Genomic DNA, 18,462 nt, shown 5'->3' with positions numbered 1-18,462 from the left:
GATGAAAATTAGCGATGGAAACTGGCTGACCCAACCTGGACTGAATTTAATACACCCAATTCAGGTGTTCGACGTTGAACAGCAGGGTAACGAGATGATTGTCTACGTTGCGCCGCGCGATGTGCGTGAACGTACCTGGCAACTGGATACCCCACTCTTCACCTTACGCTTTTTCTCGCCGCAGGAAGGGGTGGTGGGGGTACGTATGGAGCACTTCCAGGGCGCGCTGGATACCGGCCCACATTACCCGTTGAATGTGTTGCAGGACGTCAATGTTGAGATGCGAAACACCGCTGAATTTGCCGAACTGAAGAGCGGCAATCTGAGCGTTCGGGTGACCAAAGGCGAGTTCTGGTCGCTGGATTTCCTGCGTAATGGTGAACGTATTACCGGCAGTCAGCTAAAGAATAGCGGTTACGTGCAGGATACCCACAGCGGGCGTAATTATATGTTTGAGCGTCTGGATTTGGGCGTGGGGGAAACGGTGTACGGGCTGGGCGAGCGTTTTACCGCGTTGGTACGTAACGGCCAGACGGTGGAAACCTGGAACCGCGATGGGGGCACCAGTACCGAGCAGTCTTACAAGAACATCCCGTTTTATCTCACCAACCGCGGCTACGGCGTGCTGGTGAACCATCCGCAGTGCGTGTCGTTTGAAATCGGCTCTGAGAAAGTGTCGAAAGTGCAGTTCAGCGTTGAAAGCGAGTATCTGGAATATTTCGTCATCGACGGCCCAACGCCGAAGGCGGTGCTGGATCGCTATACCCGCTTTACCGGCCGTCCGGCGTTGCCGCCAGCCTGGTCGTTCGGTCTGTGGCTGACCACGTCATTCACCACCAATTACGACGAAGCGACGGTGAACAGCTTTATCGACGGCATGGCCGAGCGCAATCTGCCACTGCACGTCTTTCACTTCGACTGTTTCTGGATGAAGGCCTTCCAGTGGTGCGACTTTGAGTGGGACCCGGTGACCTTCCCGGACCCGGAAGGTATGATCCGCCGCCTGAAAGAGAAAGGGCTGAAGGTGTGCGTATGGATAAACCCCTACATCGGTCAGAAATCCCCGCTGTTCAATGAACTGAAAGCGAAAGGGTATCTGCTCAAGCGCCCGGACGGTTCCCTGTGGCAATGGGATAAATGGCAGCCGGGCCTGGCGATTTATGACTTCACTAATCCACAAGCCTGCGAGTGGTATGCCAACAAGCTGAAAGGTCTGGTGGATATCGGCGTTGACTGCTTCAAAACTGACTTTGGCGAACGCATCCCCACGGATGTGCAGTGGTTTGACGGCGCCGATCCGCAGAAGATGCACAACCATTATGCGTACATCTACAACGAACTGGTGTGGAACGTGCTGAAAGAAACCGTCGGTGAAGAAGAGGCGGTGCTGTTCGCCCGTTCGGCCTCCGTGGGCGCACAGCAGTTTCCGGTGCACTGGGGCGGCGACTGCTACGCCAACTATGAATCGATGGCGGAAAGCCTGCGCGGTGGCTTGTCTATTGGCCTGTCCGGCTTTGGCTTCTGGAGCCACGATATCGGCGGCTTTGAGAATACCGCTCCGGCGCACGTCTACAAGCGCTGGTGTGCGTTTGGGCTGCTCTCCAGCCACAGCCGCCTGCATGGCAGTAAATCCTACCGTGTGCCATGGGCGTACGATGACGAATCCTGCGATGTGGTGCGCTACTTCACCGAACAGAAATGCCGCATGATGCCGTACCTGTATCGTGAAGCAGCGCGCGCTAATGCGCAGGGCACCCCGATGATGCGCGCGATGATGCTGGAGTTCCCGGACGATCCGGCGTGTGATTATCTCGACCGCCAGTACATGCTGGGCGATAGCGTGATGGTCGCGCCGGTGTTTAGCGAGGCGGGCGATGTGCAGTTCTACCTGCCGGAAGGACGCTGGACGCATCTGTGGCGTAATGATGAGGTGTCTGGTAGCCGCTGGCATAAACAGCAGCATGACTTCCTGAGTCTGCCGGTTTATGTGCGTGACAATACCCTGCTGGCGTTGGGCAGCAATAACCAGAAGCCGGACTACGCCTGGCACGAAGGGACAGCGTTCCAGCTGTTCCATCTGCAGGAGGGGCGGGAAGCAATCTGTGAAGTTCCGGCTGCTGACGGCTCGGTTATCTTCACGCTGAAGGCGACGCGCACGGGTAATACCATCACCGTGCAAGGTAGTGGAGATGCGCGTAACTGGACGCTGTGCCTGCGAAATATTCAGAAAATTGGCGGCATTAAATGCGGTTCGCATATGGGCAGCGAGCTGGGTGTAGTTATTACTCCACAGGGCAGTGAGCTGACGATTACCTTGTAAGCATGTGTCGACGTGGTGCCGGATGCGTCTTATCCGGCCCACGCCGCGAGCAGCGTTCCAGATCTGAAAATCAAAAACATCCCGACTTAAATTTTTACCTCCCCATATTTGCGAGCGCTATCACTCTAATTCCCGCGAAAAATGTGATCTGCGCCGTAAATATCTCACTATTTCCTCTTTTTGTCTTATTTCTGTCCGGAATACAGGACACGATTTAGTATTGTTGGCGCATCGTAGTCCTCTTATATTTATCATCACGGATTACACGTGGAGCATAAATGCTTCTTTATTACCTAAATAATTCGAGTTGCAGGAAGGCGGCGACGCAGCGAATCCCCTGAGCGTACATAAGTACGTGACAGGGGTGAGCGAGGAAAGCCAACGCACATGCAGCTTGAAGTATGACGGGTATAGATATTTAATCTGGTATGTAATAAGGGTAAATAATGCAAATGATTACCTCGCGACAAAACAGATTATTAAAGTTTCTTCTGTCCCGGAAGGAATATGTTACGCTGCTAAAAATTGCCGAATATTTATCTGTTTCAGAGAAGACCGTCCAGCGCGATCTGCGGTTACTGGAACAATGGTTATCGGAATGGAAAATATCTATCGATAAACGTGCCGGTGCGGGCGTGATATTAAGTGCCGATAACATTACTGACCTTTTATATCTGGATCAGTTATTAGGGTCGGAGGGTGATGATGCTGACGGCATGATGAATAATTCACGGCGGGTTAAGATAGCCTCGCAATTATTAAGTGAAACGCCGCATGAAACATCGATCAATAAATTATCCGAACGTTATTTTATTAGTAGTGCATCGATTGTTAACGATCTGAAAGTGATTGAATCGTGGATTACCCCGCTGGGTCTGTCACTGATTCGCAGCCAGAGTGGTACACACATTGAAGGCAGCGAGAGCGGGGTGCGCCAGGCGATGGCGTCGCTGATTAACGGTGTGATTAACCATAATGAACCTGGAAGCGTGATTTATTCACGACTTGATCCGGGCAGTTATAAAGCGTTAGTGCATTACTTTGGCGAAGAAGACGTTTTATTTGTCCAGACGCTGTTGCAGGAAATGGAGAACGATCTGTGCTGGTCGCTGGGCGAGCCTTATTACGTCAATATCTTTACTCATATTCTGATCATGATGTACCGCATTACGCGGGGCAATGCGCTACCGAGAAAAGAAGAAAGCATCACGTCATGTGATGAGAACATCTTTTCCATTGCCAGTCGCATGATTCAGCATATCGAAAAACGCATTGCCCACCCGCTGCCGGAAGACGAAGTCTGGTTTATTTATCAATATATTATCTCCTCCGGTATGGTGATTGAGGAGCATAACGATGTGAGCGTGATTGGCCATATGCACTCCAGCGACGAAGCACGCTTGATCACCCATCGGCTGATTGCCACCTTCGCCGAAATGGTTGACTGCGATCTTAGCCAGGACACTGCGCTGTATGACGGATTGCTGATCCATATTAAGCCGCTGATTAACCGCCTCAACTACCAGATCCGCATTCGTAATCCGCTGCTGGAGGACATTAAAGGCGAGTTGCAGGACGTCTGGCGTCTGACTCAGTGCGCGGTGAATCGGGTGTTTAGCGGCTGGGGCGAGCGGGCCGTGTCGGATGATGAGGTGGGATATTTAACCGTGCATTTTCAGGCCGCGATGGAGCGTCAGATAGCGCGTAAACGTGTGCTGCTGGTCTGCTCAACCGGTATCGGCACCTCTCACTTACTCAAAAGCCGCATTCTGCGCGCCTTTCCGGACTGGACCATCGTCGGCGTGGTGTCGGCAGGCAGCTTGCCCTCCGTCCTGACGGACGATATTGAACTGGTGGTATCGACGATCAATTTACCTGCCGTTGCCATACCGGTCGTGTATGTCACCGCCTTCTTCAATGATGCGGATATTAAGCGGGTAACAGAAACGGTTATTACGGAAAAATTACATCGGGCGACGTCGCTGGTCGTTGAAAATTAATGTCTGAACTCCATGAGGTATGATTTATGGACATCACGAAAATACTCAATACAAATCGCGTTATTTTGGACATGAAGGCCACAAACAAAACGGAGGTTATTGAGGAACTGACGGATATTCTGCAAAAAGATGGGGCAATTAGCTGTCGGGAAACGTTTATTCAGGATGTCTGGCAGCGTGAATCAGAAGGCTCGACCGGATTCGAAAATCATATTGCGATTCCGCACGGGAAATCCTCGGCGGTGGTCAATACCACGCTGGCGATTGGGCGTACCCGCCAGGATATTCCCTGGGAAACCCTGGACGGCAGCAACGTGCGCTGCATCATTCTGTTTGCCGTACGCCTTGAAGATCAAAACACCACCCATATTCGTCTGCTTTCGCAGGTTGCCGGCGCGTTGGCGGATGACGACATTATTGAACAACTGTTAGTCGAAAGCAGTCCACAGAAAATTATTGAGCTTTTTAGCCAATATGCTGAATCCAATGTCTGCTAAATAATACGTGGAGCATGTTATGAATATTGTTTGTGTTGCCGCCTGTACGGCGGGTATTGCGCACACCTATATTGCCCGTGAGAAGTTAATTAAAGGTGCTAAAGCGCTTGGTCATAATATAAGAGTAGAAACCCAGGGGACTATCGGCACGGAAAACGAACTGCTGACAGAGGACATTTCTGCTGCTGATGTCGTGATTCTTGCTGTGGATGTAAAAATAAAAGGGGAGGAACGATTTTTAAATAAACGTATTGTGCGAGTGAAAACTGAAATTGTCATAAAGTCGCCCATTCAGTTTCTTGAAAAGGTCGAAAAATCATTAGTTAATAATAACCAGTAGCGATCCCCATTCTGGAGGGATTTCACATGAGTGAAAATAAAATTCCGCTATCTCAGGAAATAAAAAGACATTTATTAACGGGGATTTCGTGGATGATCCCGTTAATTGTTGCCGCCGGGATCTGTATTGCTCTCGGGCAAATACTTGGCGGCACTAACGTGGGTGAAAAAACAGGAACCATCCCCTGGATGCTCAACCAGATTGGCGGTTGGGGGATGGGGTTAATCGTACCGCTGATTAGTGCGGCGATTGCGTACTCCATTGCTGACCGCCCCGGATTCGCGCCGGGTCTGATTGTCGGCTTTGTCTGCGGTGAAATTCATACCGGTTTTATCGGCGGGATGCTGGGCGGTTTTCTGGTCGGTTATACCGTCCTGCTGCTCAAGCGCTATATCCGTTTGCCGCAGTCGATGCAGGGGTTGATGCCCATCATGGTGTTGCCGGTACTGAGTACCGTCATTGGCGGCCTGTTGATGATGACGCTCATTGGCAAACCGATAGCCTGGCTGCAGGACGCGTTGATTCATCTGCTGGAGTCCATGCAGGGCGGGTCACGCTTTTTAATGGGGGCCATCCTTGGCGCAATGGCGACATTCGACTTTGGCGGACCGGTGAATAAAACCATGTCGCTCTTTGCTGACGGCATGTTGGTCAGCGGCGTGTACGGTCCGGAAGCGGTGAAGTTTGTCGGTTCGATGATCCCTCCGTTCGGCATTACGCTCTCCTTTTTGCTGACACGTCACAAGTACACCCGTGCGGAGCGCGAGGCGCTGAAAGCGGCATTCCCGATGGGGATCTGCATGATTACCGAAGGGGTCATTCCCATTGCGGCGCGCGACCTGCTGCGCGTGGTGGGGTCCTGCGTGGTGGCCTCGGCGATAGCGGGCGGTCTGATTATGGTGTGGGGCGTCGAAAGCCCGGTACCGCACGGCGGCATGTTCGTGGTCCCGCTCTTTACACATCCGCTACTGTTTTGCCTGGCGCTGGGGATCGGCACGGTGATTTGCGGCGTCATGCTGTCGTTGTGGAAGAAACCGGTGACCGAACGTGACGAAGAGTTTGATGAACTTAGCGATCAAAAGCTGAAAGACGAAGAGATCACCTTCACCCTGGAATAACCGGAGGCCGTATGTTTGCCGATATGAAAAGCATGGTGACGAAAGCCTGGCGCGAGCAGTACGCGCTGCTGGCTATCAACTGTATGAACCTGGAAAGCGCCCGTGCGGCGGTGCGGGTGGCTGAGAAACACCGTGCGCCCATCATTCTGAATCTGTATCAGGGGCATCTGGGCCATTTTCCTGCACCGATAGCGGTGGCGGTCGTCAAAACGCTGGCAGAGGAAGCGTCGGTACCGGTCGCGCTGGCGCTGGATCATGGAAAGGACCCAGTACGCATTCGCCAGGCTTTTCGCGCCGGATTCAGCGGGTTAATGATCGACGCCTCCGCCTTTGCGCTGGAGGAGAACATTCGCCAGACCCGGGCGGTGGTCGAGCTCGCGACCAGCGTTTCTCTGTGCGTGGAAGGTGAGCTGGGGCATCTGGCCGACGCCCCGCGCTATGATCACGCAGCTAACGCTGATTTGATGACCCAGGCCGCCGATGTGGAGCCCTTTATCCAACAGACCGGGATCGATTTACTGGCGGTCTCGGTCGGCACGGCACATGGCATGTACGCGCCCGGTGTCATACCCGCCATTGATTTCCAGCGACTGGAGGAAATTGCCCGTTTATCAACGGTGCCGCTGGCGCTGCATGGCGGCAGCGGGACGCCGTTTGACCAGCTACAGCGCTGCCCGACGTTTGGCGTCGCCAAGATAAACGTTGGCGCGGCGGTTTTCGAGGCCGGAAAGGCTGCTCTGCTGCATACCCTGTGTCGCGACACATCCGGTGAACTCGTTGATGCCCTGGCCCTGATGGAGCAGGCCTGCGAGGAAGCCATTATTTCGTACCTGCAGGCCAGCGGCGCTATCGACAAAGCCTGATTCGTTTTCTGTAACGCCTTCTATGCCTCTGCGACGACGCACTGGCAGGGCTTTCTACACCCTGAAACTGGAGAATTAACATGTTAGTTTCGATGAAAGAATTACTGCAACCTACCCGTCAGCACGGTTTTGCCATCGGCGCATTCAACGTGGCGGACAGCTGCTTTGTACGTGCAGTAGTGGAAGAAGCGGAAGCAACCAATACCCCGGCGATTATCTCCATTCACCCCAGCGAACATGATTTTGTAGGCGATGCGTTTTTTAGCTACGTCCGTGATATCACTCTGCGCAGCCCGGTTCCCTTTACTCTGCATCTGGACCACGGCGCTTCGGTCGAGCATGTCCTGCGGGCGATTCAGTGTGGGTTTACCTCGGTGATGATTGATGGCTCGCTGTTGCCGTATGAAGAGAACGTGGCGCTGACCCGCGAAGTGGTCAAGCTGGCGCATGCGGTAGGCGTTTCGGTGGAGGGGGAACTGGGTACGATTGGTCAAACCGGGACGTCAGTGGAAGGCGGTGTATCGAAGGTCACTTATACCGATCCTGATCAGGCACAGGATTTTATCGCCCGTACCGGCGCGGATACGCTGGCGGTGGCGATTGGAACTGCACACGGCATCTACCCGAAAGGGATGCAGCCAGAGCTGCAAATGCACATCCTGCGCGAGATTGCCGGGCGAGTGGACATTCCGCTGGTGCTGCACGGAGGTTCCGCGAACCCGGATGCGGAAATTGCCGAATCCGTTACGCTGGGCGTTGGCAAAATCAACATTTCCAGCGATATGAAATACGCTTACTTCCAGAAAGTCCGCGAAATCCTGGCGAAAGAAACCTGGTGGGACCCGAACGTTATTTACCCGGAAGCCATTAGCGCCGCGCGGGATGTGATCCGTCACAAAATGAAACTGTTCGGCTCAACTGGCAAAGCGTCACTTTACTAACCGCATACAGGCGGGGTGACCCGCCTTTTTCGCAACAAGGAAAAGTGGAATGAAGCGTTCACATATTAATTATGCCGTCGATAAAGCGCATGCCATCGCCGAGACTTTTCGGGTTTGCCTGCCTGACTTTGCGTATTTTACGGCTGATGCCTGGCGGCAACAGGATCACACTCTGTGGCGTGAAGTGATCGATCTCCAATTGGGCTGGGATATAACCGACTTTGGGCGCGGAGATTTTGCGCAAACGGGGCTGACGTTACTGACGTTGCGCAATGGTCAGTTAGGGTCAGCCAGCTACCCCAAACCGTACGCCGAAAAGATGCTGCAGATTCAGCAGGATCAGCAGACGCCATGGCATTTTCATCGCCATAAAATGGAAGATATTGTTAACCGCGGCGGCGGTGATTTATGTATGCAGTTGGCGTGGGCTACGCCTGATGACGGGTATGATGCCCGGCGCATTGTTGAGGTTAGCGTCGATGGTCAGCGGCGTTCCGTTGGCGCTGGCGAGACGCTGGTATTGAAACCGGGGCAGGGGGTATGCCTGCCGCCGCGGTTGTATCATCGCTTTTGGGCGGAGAAAGCGTTCGTGCTGGGCTGGGAGATCTCGATGGTCAATGACGACCTGCATGATAATCACTTCCTTGAGCCAGGCGGTCGCTTCCCGGCGATAGAAGAGGACGAGCCGGTGAAGTGGCTGTTGTGCAGTGAATATGCGCGCTTACAGCGATAAACGGCGACCCAGTCGGCAATTCGCCGCCGGGCCGTCAGATTTTACTGCGCAGCGGGTGGGGCGGTAACTTCACTACCGGATACCACGCCCGCCTGCATGGTTTGCGTTACCTGCTGTTTCTCCACGTTCACCGCATGCAACTGGCCGCTGACCGTTGGCTTGAGTGGCGCATCGGCTTGAATATTGCCGCTGGCGGTAAGCTGGATGTTACCGTCGCCGGAAAGCGGCAGTGCGGGCCATCCCCACTGCTGCAGAATCGTCATTGGCACGCCGCGCCCGTTCAGGCTGACCTGAGTTTGACGCTGAGGCAACTGTGAAATACTGGCAGTGGCCTCCAGCAACCCTTTTTCCGTATAGGCGCTTAGTTCGCTGATATTGATGGTGCTGCTGTTCGCCGTCAGCGCCAGCGAAGGACGACGCACGTCGGTGCGGTTAAAGGTGCCGGCAGCGGCGTTGAGGTTAGCGCTCCCGCTCCAGATCCCCCACTGATTGTTCTGCACCAGCCCGAGGTTAGCACCGTAGCCGTCCAGCGCGGTGAGCTGCCATGGGAAGCTCGGGTCGATATCAATCACCAGATTACGGCTGGCGCTGAATTTCTTCAGCGTCAGGCTGGCTAGCCAGCCTGGTAGAGGTTTCATCCACAGCTGTTTCCACTTTTCCGGCAGCGTGTACTCCAGACCGGCAATGGCAGCATCATCGAGGACCAGCGCTTTGTTGTTGCGCTGCCAGTTTCCGGATGTTCTGACCATTCCCCCTTCCCAGCGGGTGGTGAACTGACGCAGCGCTATGCCCTGCGGCGAGAACTCGGCGTTCATAATCGGATCGAAAAAGTGCAGAGAGCCGTAGATAAACTCGCTGGCGTTCATCGACAGTTTTCCTTCCTGAGTTTGCCAGTCGTCCTTGCTGAAGGTCATGTTGCGCAAGCTCAGATCGAGATCCGTCACCGCCCAGTCAGGGCCTTGCAGACGGGCATCTGTTACTTCCAGACGACCAATTTGCAGGGAAGGAATAGTGCTTAACGGAGCAAAAAACTCGGCCAGAGATTTGTCGCTTTGCAGCCGAATATCGTTCAGGCGCAGATTCTCTACTACCCAACTACCGTCGGCATTGCGTTGCGCCACGCCGGTTAATGCGCCACGCGCCACGTCTGCGCCAATATTGCTCAGCATCACACGGTCATGGTCAATACTGCCTTCAATCAATACGTTGGTCGTGGGGACGTCATTCAGCGTCAACGAACTGGCGCTGAGCTGAATTTGCGCTTTACTCCCGAGAATTTTACCCGCCTCAGGACTCCAGGGTATGACTCCGCCGTTAACGCGCTGCGCGCTCAGGGTCCACTCGCTACCGGGACTGTTAAGCGCCATATCTTGCAATTGCAGGCGATCGGCCTGGAACGGCAGCGGCGCAGTTTGCTGGGAAAGATTCAGCGTGCCGTTTTGCAAAAGGATGGTGTCTACGTGCAGCGGGTCGGTGATTTGGCGGCTGCTCAGTCCAATATCGACCGTTTTGGCGACCAGCGTTGCGGGCTGACCATCCCGGCCAAAGGTGACGTTTTCCAGCAGAATATGGGAAGGAGAAGAAAACCGGTGATCGATGGCATCAAATGCCAGATGGTAGCTGCTGTTCTGCGAAACCCAGGCGCTGACGTGCTCTGCGCCCCAGCGGGTTTGCAGTAGAAAATATAAGCCGAGGATCGCCACTGCAAGGGCGATCAGCACGTAAAGAAGCAGCTTTCCAATAAATTTCATGGTCTTCCATCCCGCGAAGTGCACATAGTCAAGTTATGCACGATTTAGGCGCAATGCTCAAGGCGGGAATGGTGAAAGAGCGTTACAGCGGCGTTGATTCAGAATCAACGCCGCATTTTGCTTATTGCTTCTCTGGTGGGAACACCAGATTCAGAACGATAGCGGTAATACCGCCTGCGGCAATGCCGGAAGAGAGCAGGTTTTTCACCCAGTCCGGAGCGAACTGCAGGATCAGCGGCTGCTGGGAAACGCCGAGGCCGACGGCCAGCGACAGCGCGATAATCAGAATTGCGCGGCGGTTCAGCGGTTCGCGGGATACGATACGCACGCCGGATGCCGCGATAGTACCGAACATCACCAGCGTAGCACCGCCGAGTACCGGCTCAGGAATATGCTGTACAAAACCGCTGACCGCCGGGAACAGGCCCAACGCGATCAGCATCAGCGCAACCACAAAACCAACGTAGCGGCTGGCAACACCTGTTAACTGAATAACCCCGTTGTTTTGTCCAAAACAGGAGTTCGGGAAGGTGTTGAATACGGCTGAAACAAACGAGTTCAGACCGTTCGCCAGTACGCCGCCTTTCAGGCGTTTCATGTACAGCGGACCAGAAACGGGCTGCTCGGAGACATCGGAGGTGGCCGTAATATCACCGATGGTTTCCAGCGAGGTAATCATAAACACCAGCATCAGCGGCAGCAGTAAGCTCCAGTCGATACCCAGGCCATAATACAATGGCGTTGGCACCATCAGCAGGTCCTGACTTACCGGCGCGGTATTTTGCGGCAGCATATCCATAAACCACGCCAACAGGTAACCTGCCGCCATCGCAATCACCAGTGACGCAACGCGCAGGTACGGGTTGCGCTGGCGGTTAAGCAGGATAATCAGCGCCAGCACGACGCCTGCCAGCAGTAAATTCTTTGGCGCGCCAAAGGTGTTGTCGCTCATTGCCGCATAGCCGCCGCCAATCGACGTCAGACCCACCTGAATCAGCGACAGGCCGATAATCATCACCACCACGCCTGAGACCAGCGGGGTAATGATACGACGCGCCAGATGCAGTACACGTGAGATAACCATCTCAGTGCAGCTTGCCAGCATCAGTGTACCGAACAGCGCCGCCATCATGGTTGGGACATCTGCACCACCGGTTTTTAGCGCTGTACCGCCCATAATCAGTGGCGCAACAAAGTTAAAGCTGGTGCCCTGAATGGATAATAGCCCTGAGCCGACCGGCCCCCAGGCTTTGATCTGAATGATAGAAGCCACGCCGGAAGCGAACAGCGACATACTGATTATGTGTTGAGTATCCTGAGCCGGTAAACCGAGCGCCTGGCAAATTAACAGCGCTGGGGTGATTACCGCGACGAACATGGCCAGCAGGTGCTGACAGGCGGCAAACAGGGTCTGGGCTAGTGGGGGGCGATCTTCAAGACGGTAAATCAGTTCACTGTTGTGAGTCTGCGCAACCGGTTGCGCATTTGTTGACTCTACGGCGTTAACGGACATCAGAGGCAATCCCATGGTGGAAAAGCGGTGATTTTATCTGACCATGGCGGAAATGCAAACGTTTGCTACCAGGTGTTCTTAATATTTAAAACGGATAAACAAACATTTTTATATAACTTTTCATGATTTTCTGCTTAAAATCCACACCGAAAACTCAATAAGAGCTAAAAATCGGTCTGGAATGCATCGTGCGTGATTGTGCTAAACGCACTAATGGAGTTGTAAATGTTTTATCTCGATACGTTATCAACGCTGGTTGCGGCAACCCTTGTGTTGCTGCTGGGACGTAAGCTCGTCCAGTCTGTTTCCTTCCTGAAAAAATACACCATTCCTGAACCTGTAGCTGGCGGATTGCTGGTGGCGATTGCGCTGCTGGTGCTGAAAAAAAGCATGGGTTGGGAAGTGAACTTCGATATGACCCTGCGCGATCCGCTGATGCTGGCATTCTTCGCCACTATCGGCCTGAACGCCAATATTGCCAGCCTGCGCGCGGGTGGCCGTGTGGTGGGTATCTTTCTGATTGTGGTTGTTGGCCTGCTGCTGATGCAAAACGCCATCGGTATTGGTATGGCGACTCTGCTGGGTCTGGATCCGCTGATGGGTCTGATCGCCGGTTCGATAACCCTCTCTGGTGGGCATGGAACCGGGGCAGCATGGAGCAAACTGTTTATTGAGCGCTATGGTTTCGCTAATGCGACGGAAGTGGCGATGGCTTGCGCAACGTTTGGCCTGGTGCTGGGCGGATTGATTGGCGGCCCGGTGGCCCGCTATCTGGTCAAACACTCTACCACGCCAGACGGCATGCCGGACGATCAGGCTGTGCCTACCGCATTTGAAAAGCCGGATGTCGGACGCATAATCACTTCGCTGGTGCTGATTGAAACCATTGCGCTGATCGCCATCTGTCTGACGGTGGGTAAAATCGTTGCACAAATGTTGGTCGGAACGGTGCTGGAACTGCCGACTTTCGTCTGCGTGCTGTTTGTTGGGGTGATCCTCAGTAACGGCCTGGCGTTAATGGGTTTTTATCGGGTGTTCGAGCGCGCGGTTTCGGTGTTGGGTAACGTTAGCCTGTCGCTGTTCCTGGCGATGGCGCTAATGAGTCTGAAGCTGTGGGAGTTGGCTTCTCTGGCCCTGCCGATGCTGGCAATCCTGGTTGTGCAGACCATTTTCATGGCGCTGTACGCGATATTCGTCACCTGGCGCATGATGGGTAAGAACTACGATGCCGCCGTGCTGGCAGCCGGACACTGCGGTTTTGGCCTCGGTGCGACACCCACGGCGATTGCCAACATGCAGGCAATTACTGAACGTTTTGGACCATCCCATATGGCGTTTCTGGTGGTGCCGATGGTGGGGGCGTTCTTTATCGATATCGTCAATGCGCTGGTGATTAAGCTGTATCTGCTGCTGCCGATTTTTGCGCAATAATGTCTGTGCGGCGGAGTCACATCCGCCGCCGCTATGAATCGACTATGCGTTGGAGTAGCGCTCGGTTTCCGGCATCCAGCGTTCAATCAGCGCCACAGCCTGTTGCGGGTAACGTTCGTGAATATGACGGGCAATGCGCTGAACTTCCGGGATAATCGCCTGATCGCGCAATAAATCTGCGACTTTGAATTCTGCCGTTCCGGTCTGGCGCGTACCCAACAGCTCGCCGGGCCCGCGGATCTCTAAATCTTTTTGCGCGATCACGAATCCGTCGTTGCTGTCGCGCAGAACCTGCAGACGTTTTTGCGCGGTTTTTGACAGCGGCGATTTGTAGAGCAGGACGCAGTGGGAGGCCACCGCGCCACGACCTACGCGACCACGTAGCTGGTGCAACTGCGCCAGGCCCAAGCGCTCCGGGTTTTCAATAATCATCAGGCTGGCGTTAGGTACGTCTACGCCCACTTCAATCACTGTGGTGGCAACCAGCAGCTGCAATTCGCCCTGCTTAAAGGCCGCCATTACCGACTGCTTCTCTGCGGGCTTCATACGGCCGTGTACCAGGCCAATATTCAGCTCTGGCAGCACCAGTTTAAGCTCTTCCCACGTGGCTTCAGCGGCCTGAGCTTCTAACAAATCAGACTCCTCAATCAGCGTACAGACCCAGTACGCCTGGCGCCCTTCATGGGTACAAGCGTTGCGCACGCGGTCAATAATATCGCTGCGACGGGTATCCGGAATTGCCACCGTGGTGACCGGCGTACGCCCCGGAGGGAGTTCGTCAATGACCGACGTGTCGAGATCGGCATAGGCGGTCATCGCAAGCGTACGCGGGATTGGGGTGGCGGTCATGATTAGCTGGTGTGGATGGAAACCCTGCTGCTGGCCTTTCTCCCACAGCGCCAGGCGCTGATGTACGCCAAAACGGTGCTGTTCGTCGATGATAACCAGTGCCAGTCCGTTGAACTGCACCTGTTCCTGGAAAATTGCGTGCGTGCCGACAATCATCTGCACCTCACCGCTGGCGATAGCTTCCTGCTGTGCCTGGCGCGCTTTGCCTTTCTGTTTACCTGCCAGCCAGCCTACTTCAATGCCCAGTGGCGCGAACCAGTTGCGGAAGTTATTGGCGTGCTGTTCAGCCAGCAGTTCGGTGGGGGCCATCAGCGCAACTTGCTTACCATGTGCGATGGCACGTAGGGCGGCCAGCGCCGCAACCAGCGTTTTACCGGAGCCGACATCGCCCTGTACCAGACGCATCATGGGGACATCCAGTGCCATATCGCGTTCGATCTCAGCGGTAACGCGGGCCTGGGCGCCGGTGGGTTTAAACGGTAGAGCCGCCAGCAGCTTATCTTTCAGCGCGTTGTTTGCGATCAGCGGCTGGGCGTGGAAACGTTGCGCCCCGGCGCGTAGTGCCAGCATGCTGAGGTTATGCGCCAGCAGTTCTTCCAGAATCAGACGTCGCTGTGCTGGATGCTGACCGGTTTCCAGATCGCTCAACTGCAGTGACGGCGGTGGACGGTGCAATGTGCGCAGAGCTTCCGGCAGGCTCATCATGCCCTGCAACAGCTCTGGCGGCAGCAGTTCGGCAATGGCGCAGGTATCGAGCAGGTCCAGCGCTTGATCGGTCAGTTTGCGCAGCGTGGCCTGCTTCACGCCTTCGGTGGTTGGATACACCGGCGTGAGCGTTTCCTGCAATTCCGGCGTGCTGAGATCGCCCTGCACGCGATACTCCGGGTGGATCATTTCTGCGCTGTATTTTCCGCGTTTGGCTTCGCCATAGGCCAGCACCCGGCGACCGGTGGCGAGACTGTTTTTCATTGCGGCGCTGAAGTTGAAAAAGCGCATGGTGAGAATGCCGGAGCCATCACTGATCTGACAGGTCATCATCCGGCGTCCGCCGAAGGTGATATTGCAGTTCAGCACTTCGCCTTCTACGGTGGCGTAAACGCCCGGCAGCAGTTCGCCAATCGGGTACAGGTGCGTGCGGTCTTCGTAACGCAGAGGGAGGTGGAGCAGAAGATCCTGCACGGTGTGCAGGCCAATTTTCGCCAGTTTACTGCTTTGCGCTGCGCCAACGCCGGTCAGAGAATTGAGTGGGATGGCATCCAGTAAACGGCCTTTCATCGCGTTTATCTCGCAGATTGCATAGTGGCCCACCACGTTGCATCGGCTTCAATTTCGCCCTGCGTGTTTACGTGGGGGTAGGGAAGACCTTTGCGCTTAGCGACATTCGCCAGCACCGGATAACCGCCTTCAAACAGCAAACGCTGCTGCTCATCTTGCGCCAGCATGCTGTTTTCTCGTTGGTACATGCCGGCGTTTTGCCGCTGGCGCTGTGCTTCGTACAGAATCAGCGCGGAGGCGACCGAAACGTTCAGCGACTGCACCATGCCAGTCATGGGAATGATGATGTCCTGATCCGCCAGATACAACGCTTCCTGAGTGATGCCGGTTTTCTCCTGGCCCATCAGGATGCAGGTGGGGCGCGTGTAATCAATCTCGCGAAAATCCACGGCTTTATCTGACAGATGTGTTGCCAGAACCTGCATACCCTGGCTTTTTAAATGTGTGACCGCATCGCCAATAGTGCGGTGAGTCTTCACCTGAACCCAACTGTTGCTGCCTGCGGCAGAAGAGGCCATGGTGCGCATACGGCTACCAGGCCAGACGGCGTGGACTTCATGCACGCCGACCGCGTCTGCAGTACGAATGATTGCAGAAACGTTATGAGGTTTGTGGACCTGCTCCATGCAGACGGTCAGATCGGGCTGACGACGTGCGAGCATCTCGCAAATACGTGCATAACGTTGAGTATTCATAAAACGTGTTCTAGTTACGGTTACGGGTGACTTTTATCACGTCCGGCATGACGCGGATTTTGCGCATGATATTCGCCAGGTGCACGCGATCGCGAGCGGTCAGGCGAATAAAGGCGCTATAGACGCGGCCATCTTTCTCTTCCGTATTCAGACTTTGAATGTTGGAGGTGGTCGTGTTGATTGCCGCCGTCAGGTTCGCCAGAGCACCCTGGTGGTTAAACATATCCACCTTAATCTCGGTGATGAACTCCTGCTCTGTCTCTTTATCCCATTCCACCGCCATAAACTTCTCTGGCTCTTTTTGATAGCCACGAATGTTACGGCAGGATTCATGGTGAATCACCAGACCTTTACCCGGGCTGACGTGGGCAATGATTGGATCGCCAGGAATCGGACGACAGCATTTCGCGAAGGTGATCAGCACGCCATCTGCGCCTTTGATCGGCAGATGACCGTGGCCAGATTGTGCTGGCACGTTTGCCGTTGCTTCGCCCTGCTGGAGGTTTTTCGCTACCACCACGCTCATGGCGTTACCCAGACCGATTTCCGCGAGCAGATCGTCAAGGGTGGCAAGCTTCATGCGTTCAAGCTCACGCTGGATGCTCTCTGGCGGGATCTCAGCCAGTTTACGGCTACCGCCTAAGGCATGGTTGAGCAGTCGACGACCCAGACTGACGGAATCATCGCGCTTGAGGTTTTTCAGCAGTTGGCGAATTTTGGCGCGCGCTTTCGAACTGACGACGAAGTTGAGCCACGCTGCATTCGGACGGGCGCCCGGAGCGGTAATAATCTCAACGGTCTGGCCACTAAAGAGCGGCTGCGAAAGCGGGTAAGGTTGTCTGTCGACGCGTGCGCCGACGCAGGCGTGACCGATATCGGTATGCACGGCGTAGGCGAAGTCGACAGGCGTTGCACCGGCAGGCAGTTCGACAATGCGCCCTTCCGGTGTGAAAACATAAATCTCATCCGGGAAGAGATCAGATTTGACGCTTTCAATAAATTCAAACGAGCTACCGGCGCTCTGCTGCAGTTCCAGCAGGCTCTGCATCCAGCGTTGAGCGCGGATTTGTGCGGTGGTGCTGCTTTCGCCGCCGTGCTCTTTGTAAGCCCAGTGCGCTGCTACACCCATCTCTGCCATCTGGTCCATGTCTTCGGTACGAATCTGTACTTCAACCGGGACGCCGTGAGGGCCGATCATTGAGGTGTGCAAAGACTGATATCCGTTCGCTTTCGGAATGGCGATATAGTCTTTCACGCGACCAGGACGAGGTTTGTACAGGCTGTGCATCTGGCCGAGTACGCGATAACAGGTATCGGAATCATGAACGATAACGCGAAAAGCGTAGATATCCATGATGGAGTGAAAACGCTGCTCTTTGAGCACCATTTTGCAGTAAATAGAGTACAGGTGCTTCTCGCGGCCACTTACGCGACACGGAATGCCTGCCTCCTGTAAACGCCCTTCGATTTCCGAGAGGATTTTTTGGATCATCTCTTTGCGGTTGCCACGAGCGGCTTTAACCACTTCTTTAATCACGCGATAGCGGTTCGGGTACAGCGCTTCAAAACCCAGCTCTTCCAGCTCGGTTTTAATGTGATGAATACCTAAACGGTGTGCCAGCGGACTATAGATTTCGAGGGTTTCACGGGCGATGCGGCGACGCTTGTCCGGGCGTAATGAGCCCAGCGTGCGCATGTTGTGGGTACGGTCAGCGAGTTTGATGAGAATGACGCGGATATCCTGCACCATCGCCATAATCATCTTGCGAAAGTTTTCGGCTTGCGCCTCTTTCTTATCGCGAAACTTAAGCTTATCAAGTTTCGACACCCCTTCTACCAGTTCAGCAACGCTTTTACCAAAAAGCTGTTCCATGTCCTGGTAGGTGGCTGGGGTATCTTCAATCACGTCATGCAGCAGCGCAGCCATCAGCGTTTCATAGTCGAGTTTCATCTCGGCCAGAATGCAGGCTACCGCTACCGGGTGCGTGATATAGGGTTCACCGCTTGAACGTGTCTGGCCCTCGTGAGCGTCACGTGCAACGAGATACGCCTGCCGAAGACGCTTAATCTGGTCTTCCGGCAGGTAGTTTTGAATCAGTTGATTCAGGCTTTCAAACAGATACAAGGGCGACCCGC

General features: G+C 54.5%; 14 protein-coding genes. 9 read left to right on the top strand and 5 right to left on the bottom strand.

The genetic code is table 11. The features are described from left to right. Position 1: 1 nt before the first annotated feature. From yicI to B9P82_RS13300, 8 genes are all read left to right on the top strand, one after another. A complete protein-coding gene (gene yicI / locus B9P82_RS13335; protein ID WP_101700450.1) occupies positions 2–2,320 on the top strand; it encodes an alpha-xylosidase in 2,319 nt (772 codons plus the stop codon). A 446-nt stretch (positions 2,321–2,766) separates the two neighbouring features. Further along, positions 2,767–4,320, top strand: coding sequence for a BglG family transcription antiterminator (locus B9P82_RS13330; RefSeq protein WP_101700449.1), 1,554 nt, complete (start codon positions 2,767–2,769; stop codon positions 4,318–4,320). A gap of 26 nt (positions 4,321–4,346) precedes the next feature. Next, on the top strand, positions 4,347–4,817 hold the full coding sequence (locus tag B9P82_RS13325; protein WP_003842172.1) for a PTS sugar transporter subunit IIA: 471 nt from the start codon (positions 4,347–4,349) through the stop codon (positions 4,815–4,817). A gap of 19 nt (positions 4,818–4,836) precedes the next feature. Then, positions 4,837–5,157, top strand: coding sequence for a PTS fructose transporter subunit IIB (locus tag B9P82_RS13320; RefSeq protein ID WP_016155014.1), 321 nt, complete (start codon positions 4,837–4,839; stop codon positions 5,155–5,157). Positions 5,158–5,183: 26 nt separating this feature from the next. Then, on the top strand, positions 5,184–6,275 hold the full coding sequence (locus tag B9P82_RS13315; protein ID WP_003837581.1) for a PTS fructose transporter subunit IIC: 1,092 nt from the start codon (positions 5,184–5,186) through the stop codon (positions 6,273–6,275). A gap of 11 nt (positions 6,276–6,286) precedes the next feature. Further along, complete coding sequence (locus tag B9P82_RS13310) at positions 6,287–7,138, top strand: class II fructose-bisphosphate aldolase (RefSeq protein ID WP_101700448.1); 852 nt, start codon at positions 6,287–6,289, stop codon at positions 7,136–7,138. Positions 7,139–7,218: 80 nt separating this feature from the next. Further along, positions 7,219–8,079, top strand: coding sequence for a ketose-bisphosphate aldolase (locus B9P82_RS13305; RefSeq protein ID WP_016155012.1), 861 nt, complete (start codon positions 7,219–7,221; stop codon positions 8,077–8,079). Between the two features lie 49 nt (positions 8,080–8,128). Beyond that, complete coding sequence (locus B9P82_RS13300) at positions 8,129–8,812, top strand: D-lyxose/D-mannose family sugar isomerase (RefSeq protein WP_101700447.1); 684 nt, start codon at positions 8,129–8,131, stop codon at positions 8,810–8,812. Positions 8,813–8,853: 41 nt separating this feature from the next. On the opposite strand, the gene B9P82_RS13295 is transcribed toward B9P82_RS13300, so the two are convergent. Beyond that, positions 8,854–10,563: an AsmA family protein gene (locus tag B9P82_RS13295; RefSeq protein ID WP_101700446.1), complete on the bottom strand. Its 1,710-nt coding sequence runs from the start codon at positions 10,561–10,563 to the stop codon at positions 8,854–8,856. Positions 10,564–10,684: 121 nt separating this feature from the next. Further along, a complete protein-coding gene (xanP, locus tag B9P82_RS13290) occupies positions 10,685–12,076 on the bottom strand; it encodes a xanthine/proton symporter XanP (protein ID WP_003024026.1) in 1,392 nt (463 codons plus the stop codon). Positions 12,077–12,301: 225 nt separating this feature from the next. Between xanP and gltS the strand changes: the two genes are divergently transcribed. Continuing rightward, entirely contained in the window at positions 12,302–13,507 is a 1,206-nt protein-coding gene (gene gltS, locus B9P82_RS13285) for a sodium/glutamate symporter (RefSeq protein WP_016155009.1), read from the top strand. Positions 13,508–13,549: 42 nt separating this feature from the next. Here gltS and recG read toward each other — a convergent pair whose 3' ends face one another. From recG to spoT, 3 genes are read right to left on the bottom strand one after another with little or no spacing between them, the layout of a single operon-like run. Further along, complete coding sequence (gene recG, locus B9P82_RS13280) at positions 13,550–15,631, bottom strand: ATP-dependent DNA helicase RecG (protein ID WP_101700445.1); 2,082 nt, start codon at positions 15,629–15,631, stop codon at positions 13,550–13,552. 5 nt (positions 15,632–15,636) lie between these two features. Next, the gene (gene trmH, locus B9P82_RS13275; protein WP_101700444.1) at positions 15,637–16,326 is read right to left on the bottom strand and encodes a tRNA (guanosine(18)-2'-O)-methyltransferase TrmH; all 690 of its coding nucleotides are present in this window, start codon (positions 16,324–16,326) and stop codon (positions 15,637–15,639) included. A gap of 10 nt (positions 16,327–16,336) precedes the next feature. Then, positions 16,337–18,451, bottom strand: coding sequence for a bifunctional GTP diphosphokinase/guanosine-3',5'-bis pyrophosphate 3'-pyrophosphohydrolase (gene spoT / locus B9P82_RS13270; RefSeq protein ID WP_003024038.1), 2,115 nt, complete (start codon positions 18,449–18,451; stop codon positions 16,337–16,339). Positions 18,452–18,462 lie beyond the last annotated feature (11 nt).

Origin of the sequence: Citrobacter sp. L55, assembly GCF_002850715.1 — a bacterium.
GTDB classification, from domain to species: Bacteria; Pseudomonadota; Gammaproteobacteria; order Enterobacterales; family Enterobacteriaceae; genus Citrobacter; species Citrobacter braakii.
Note: the sequence above shows the minus strand (reverse complement) of the source record. Positions and strands in the feature narration are given on the sequence as shown.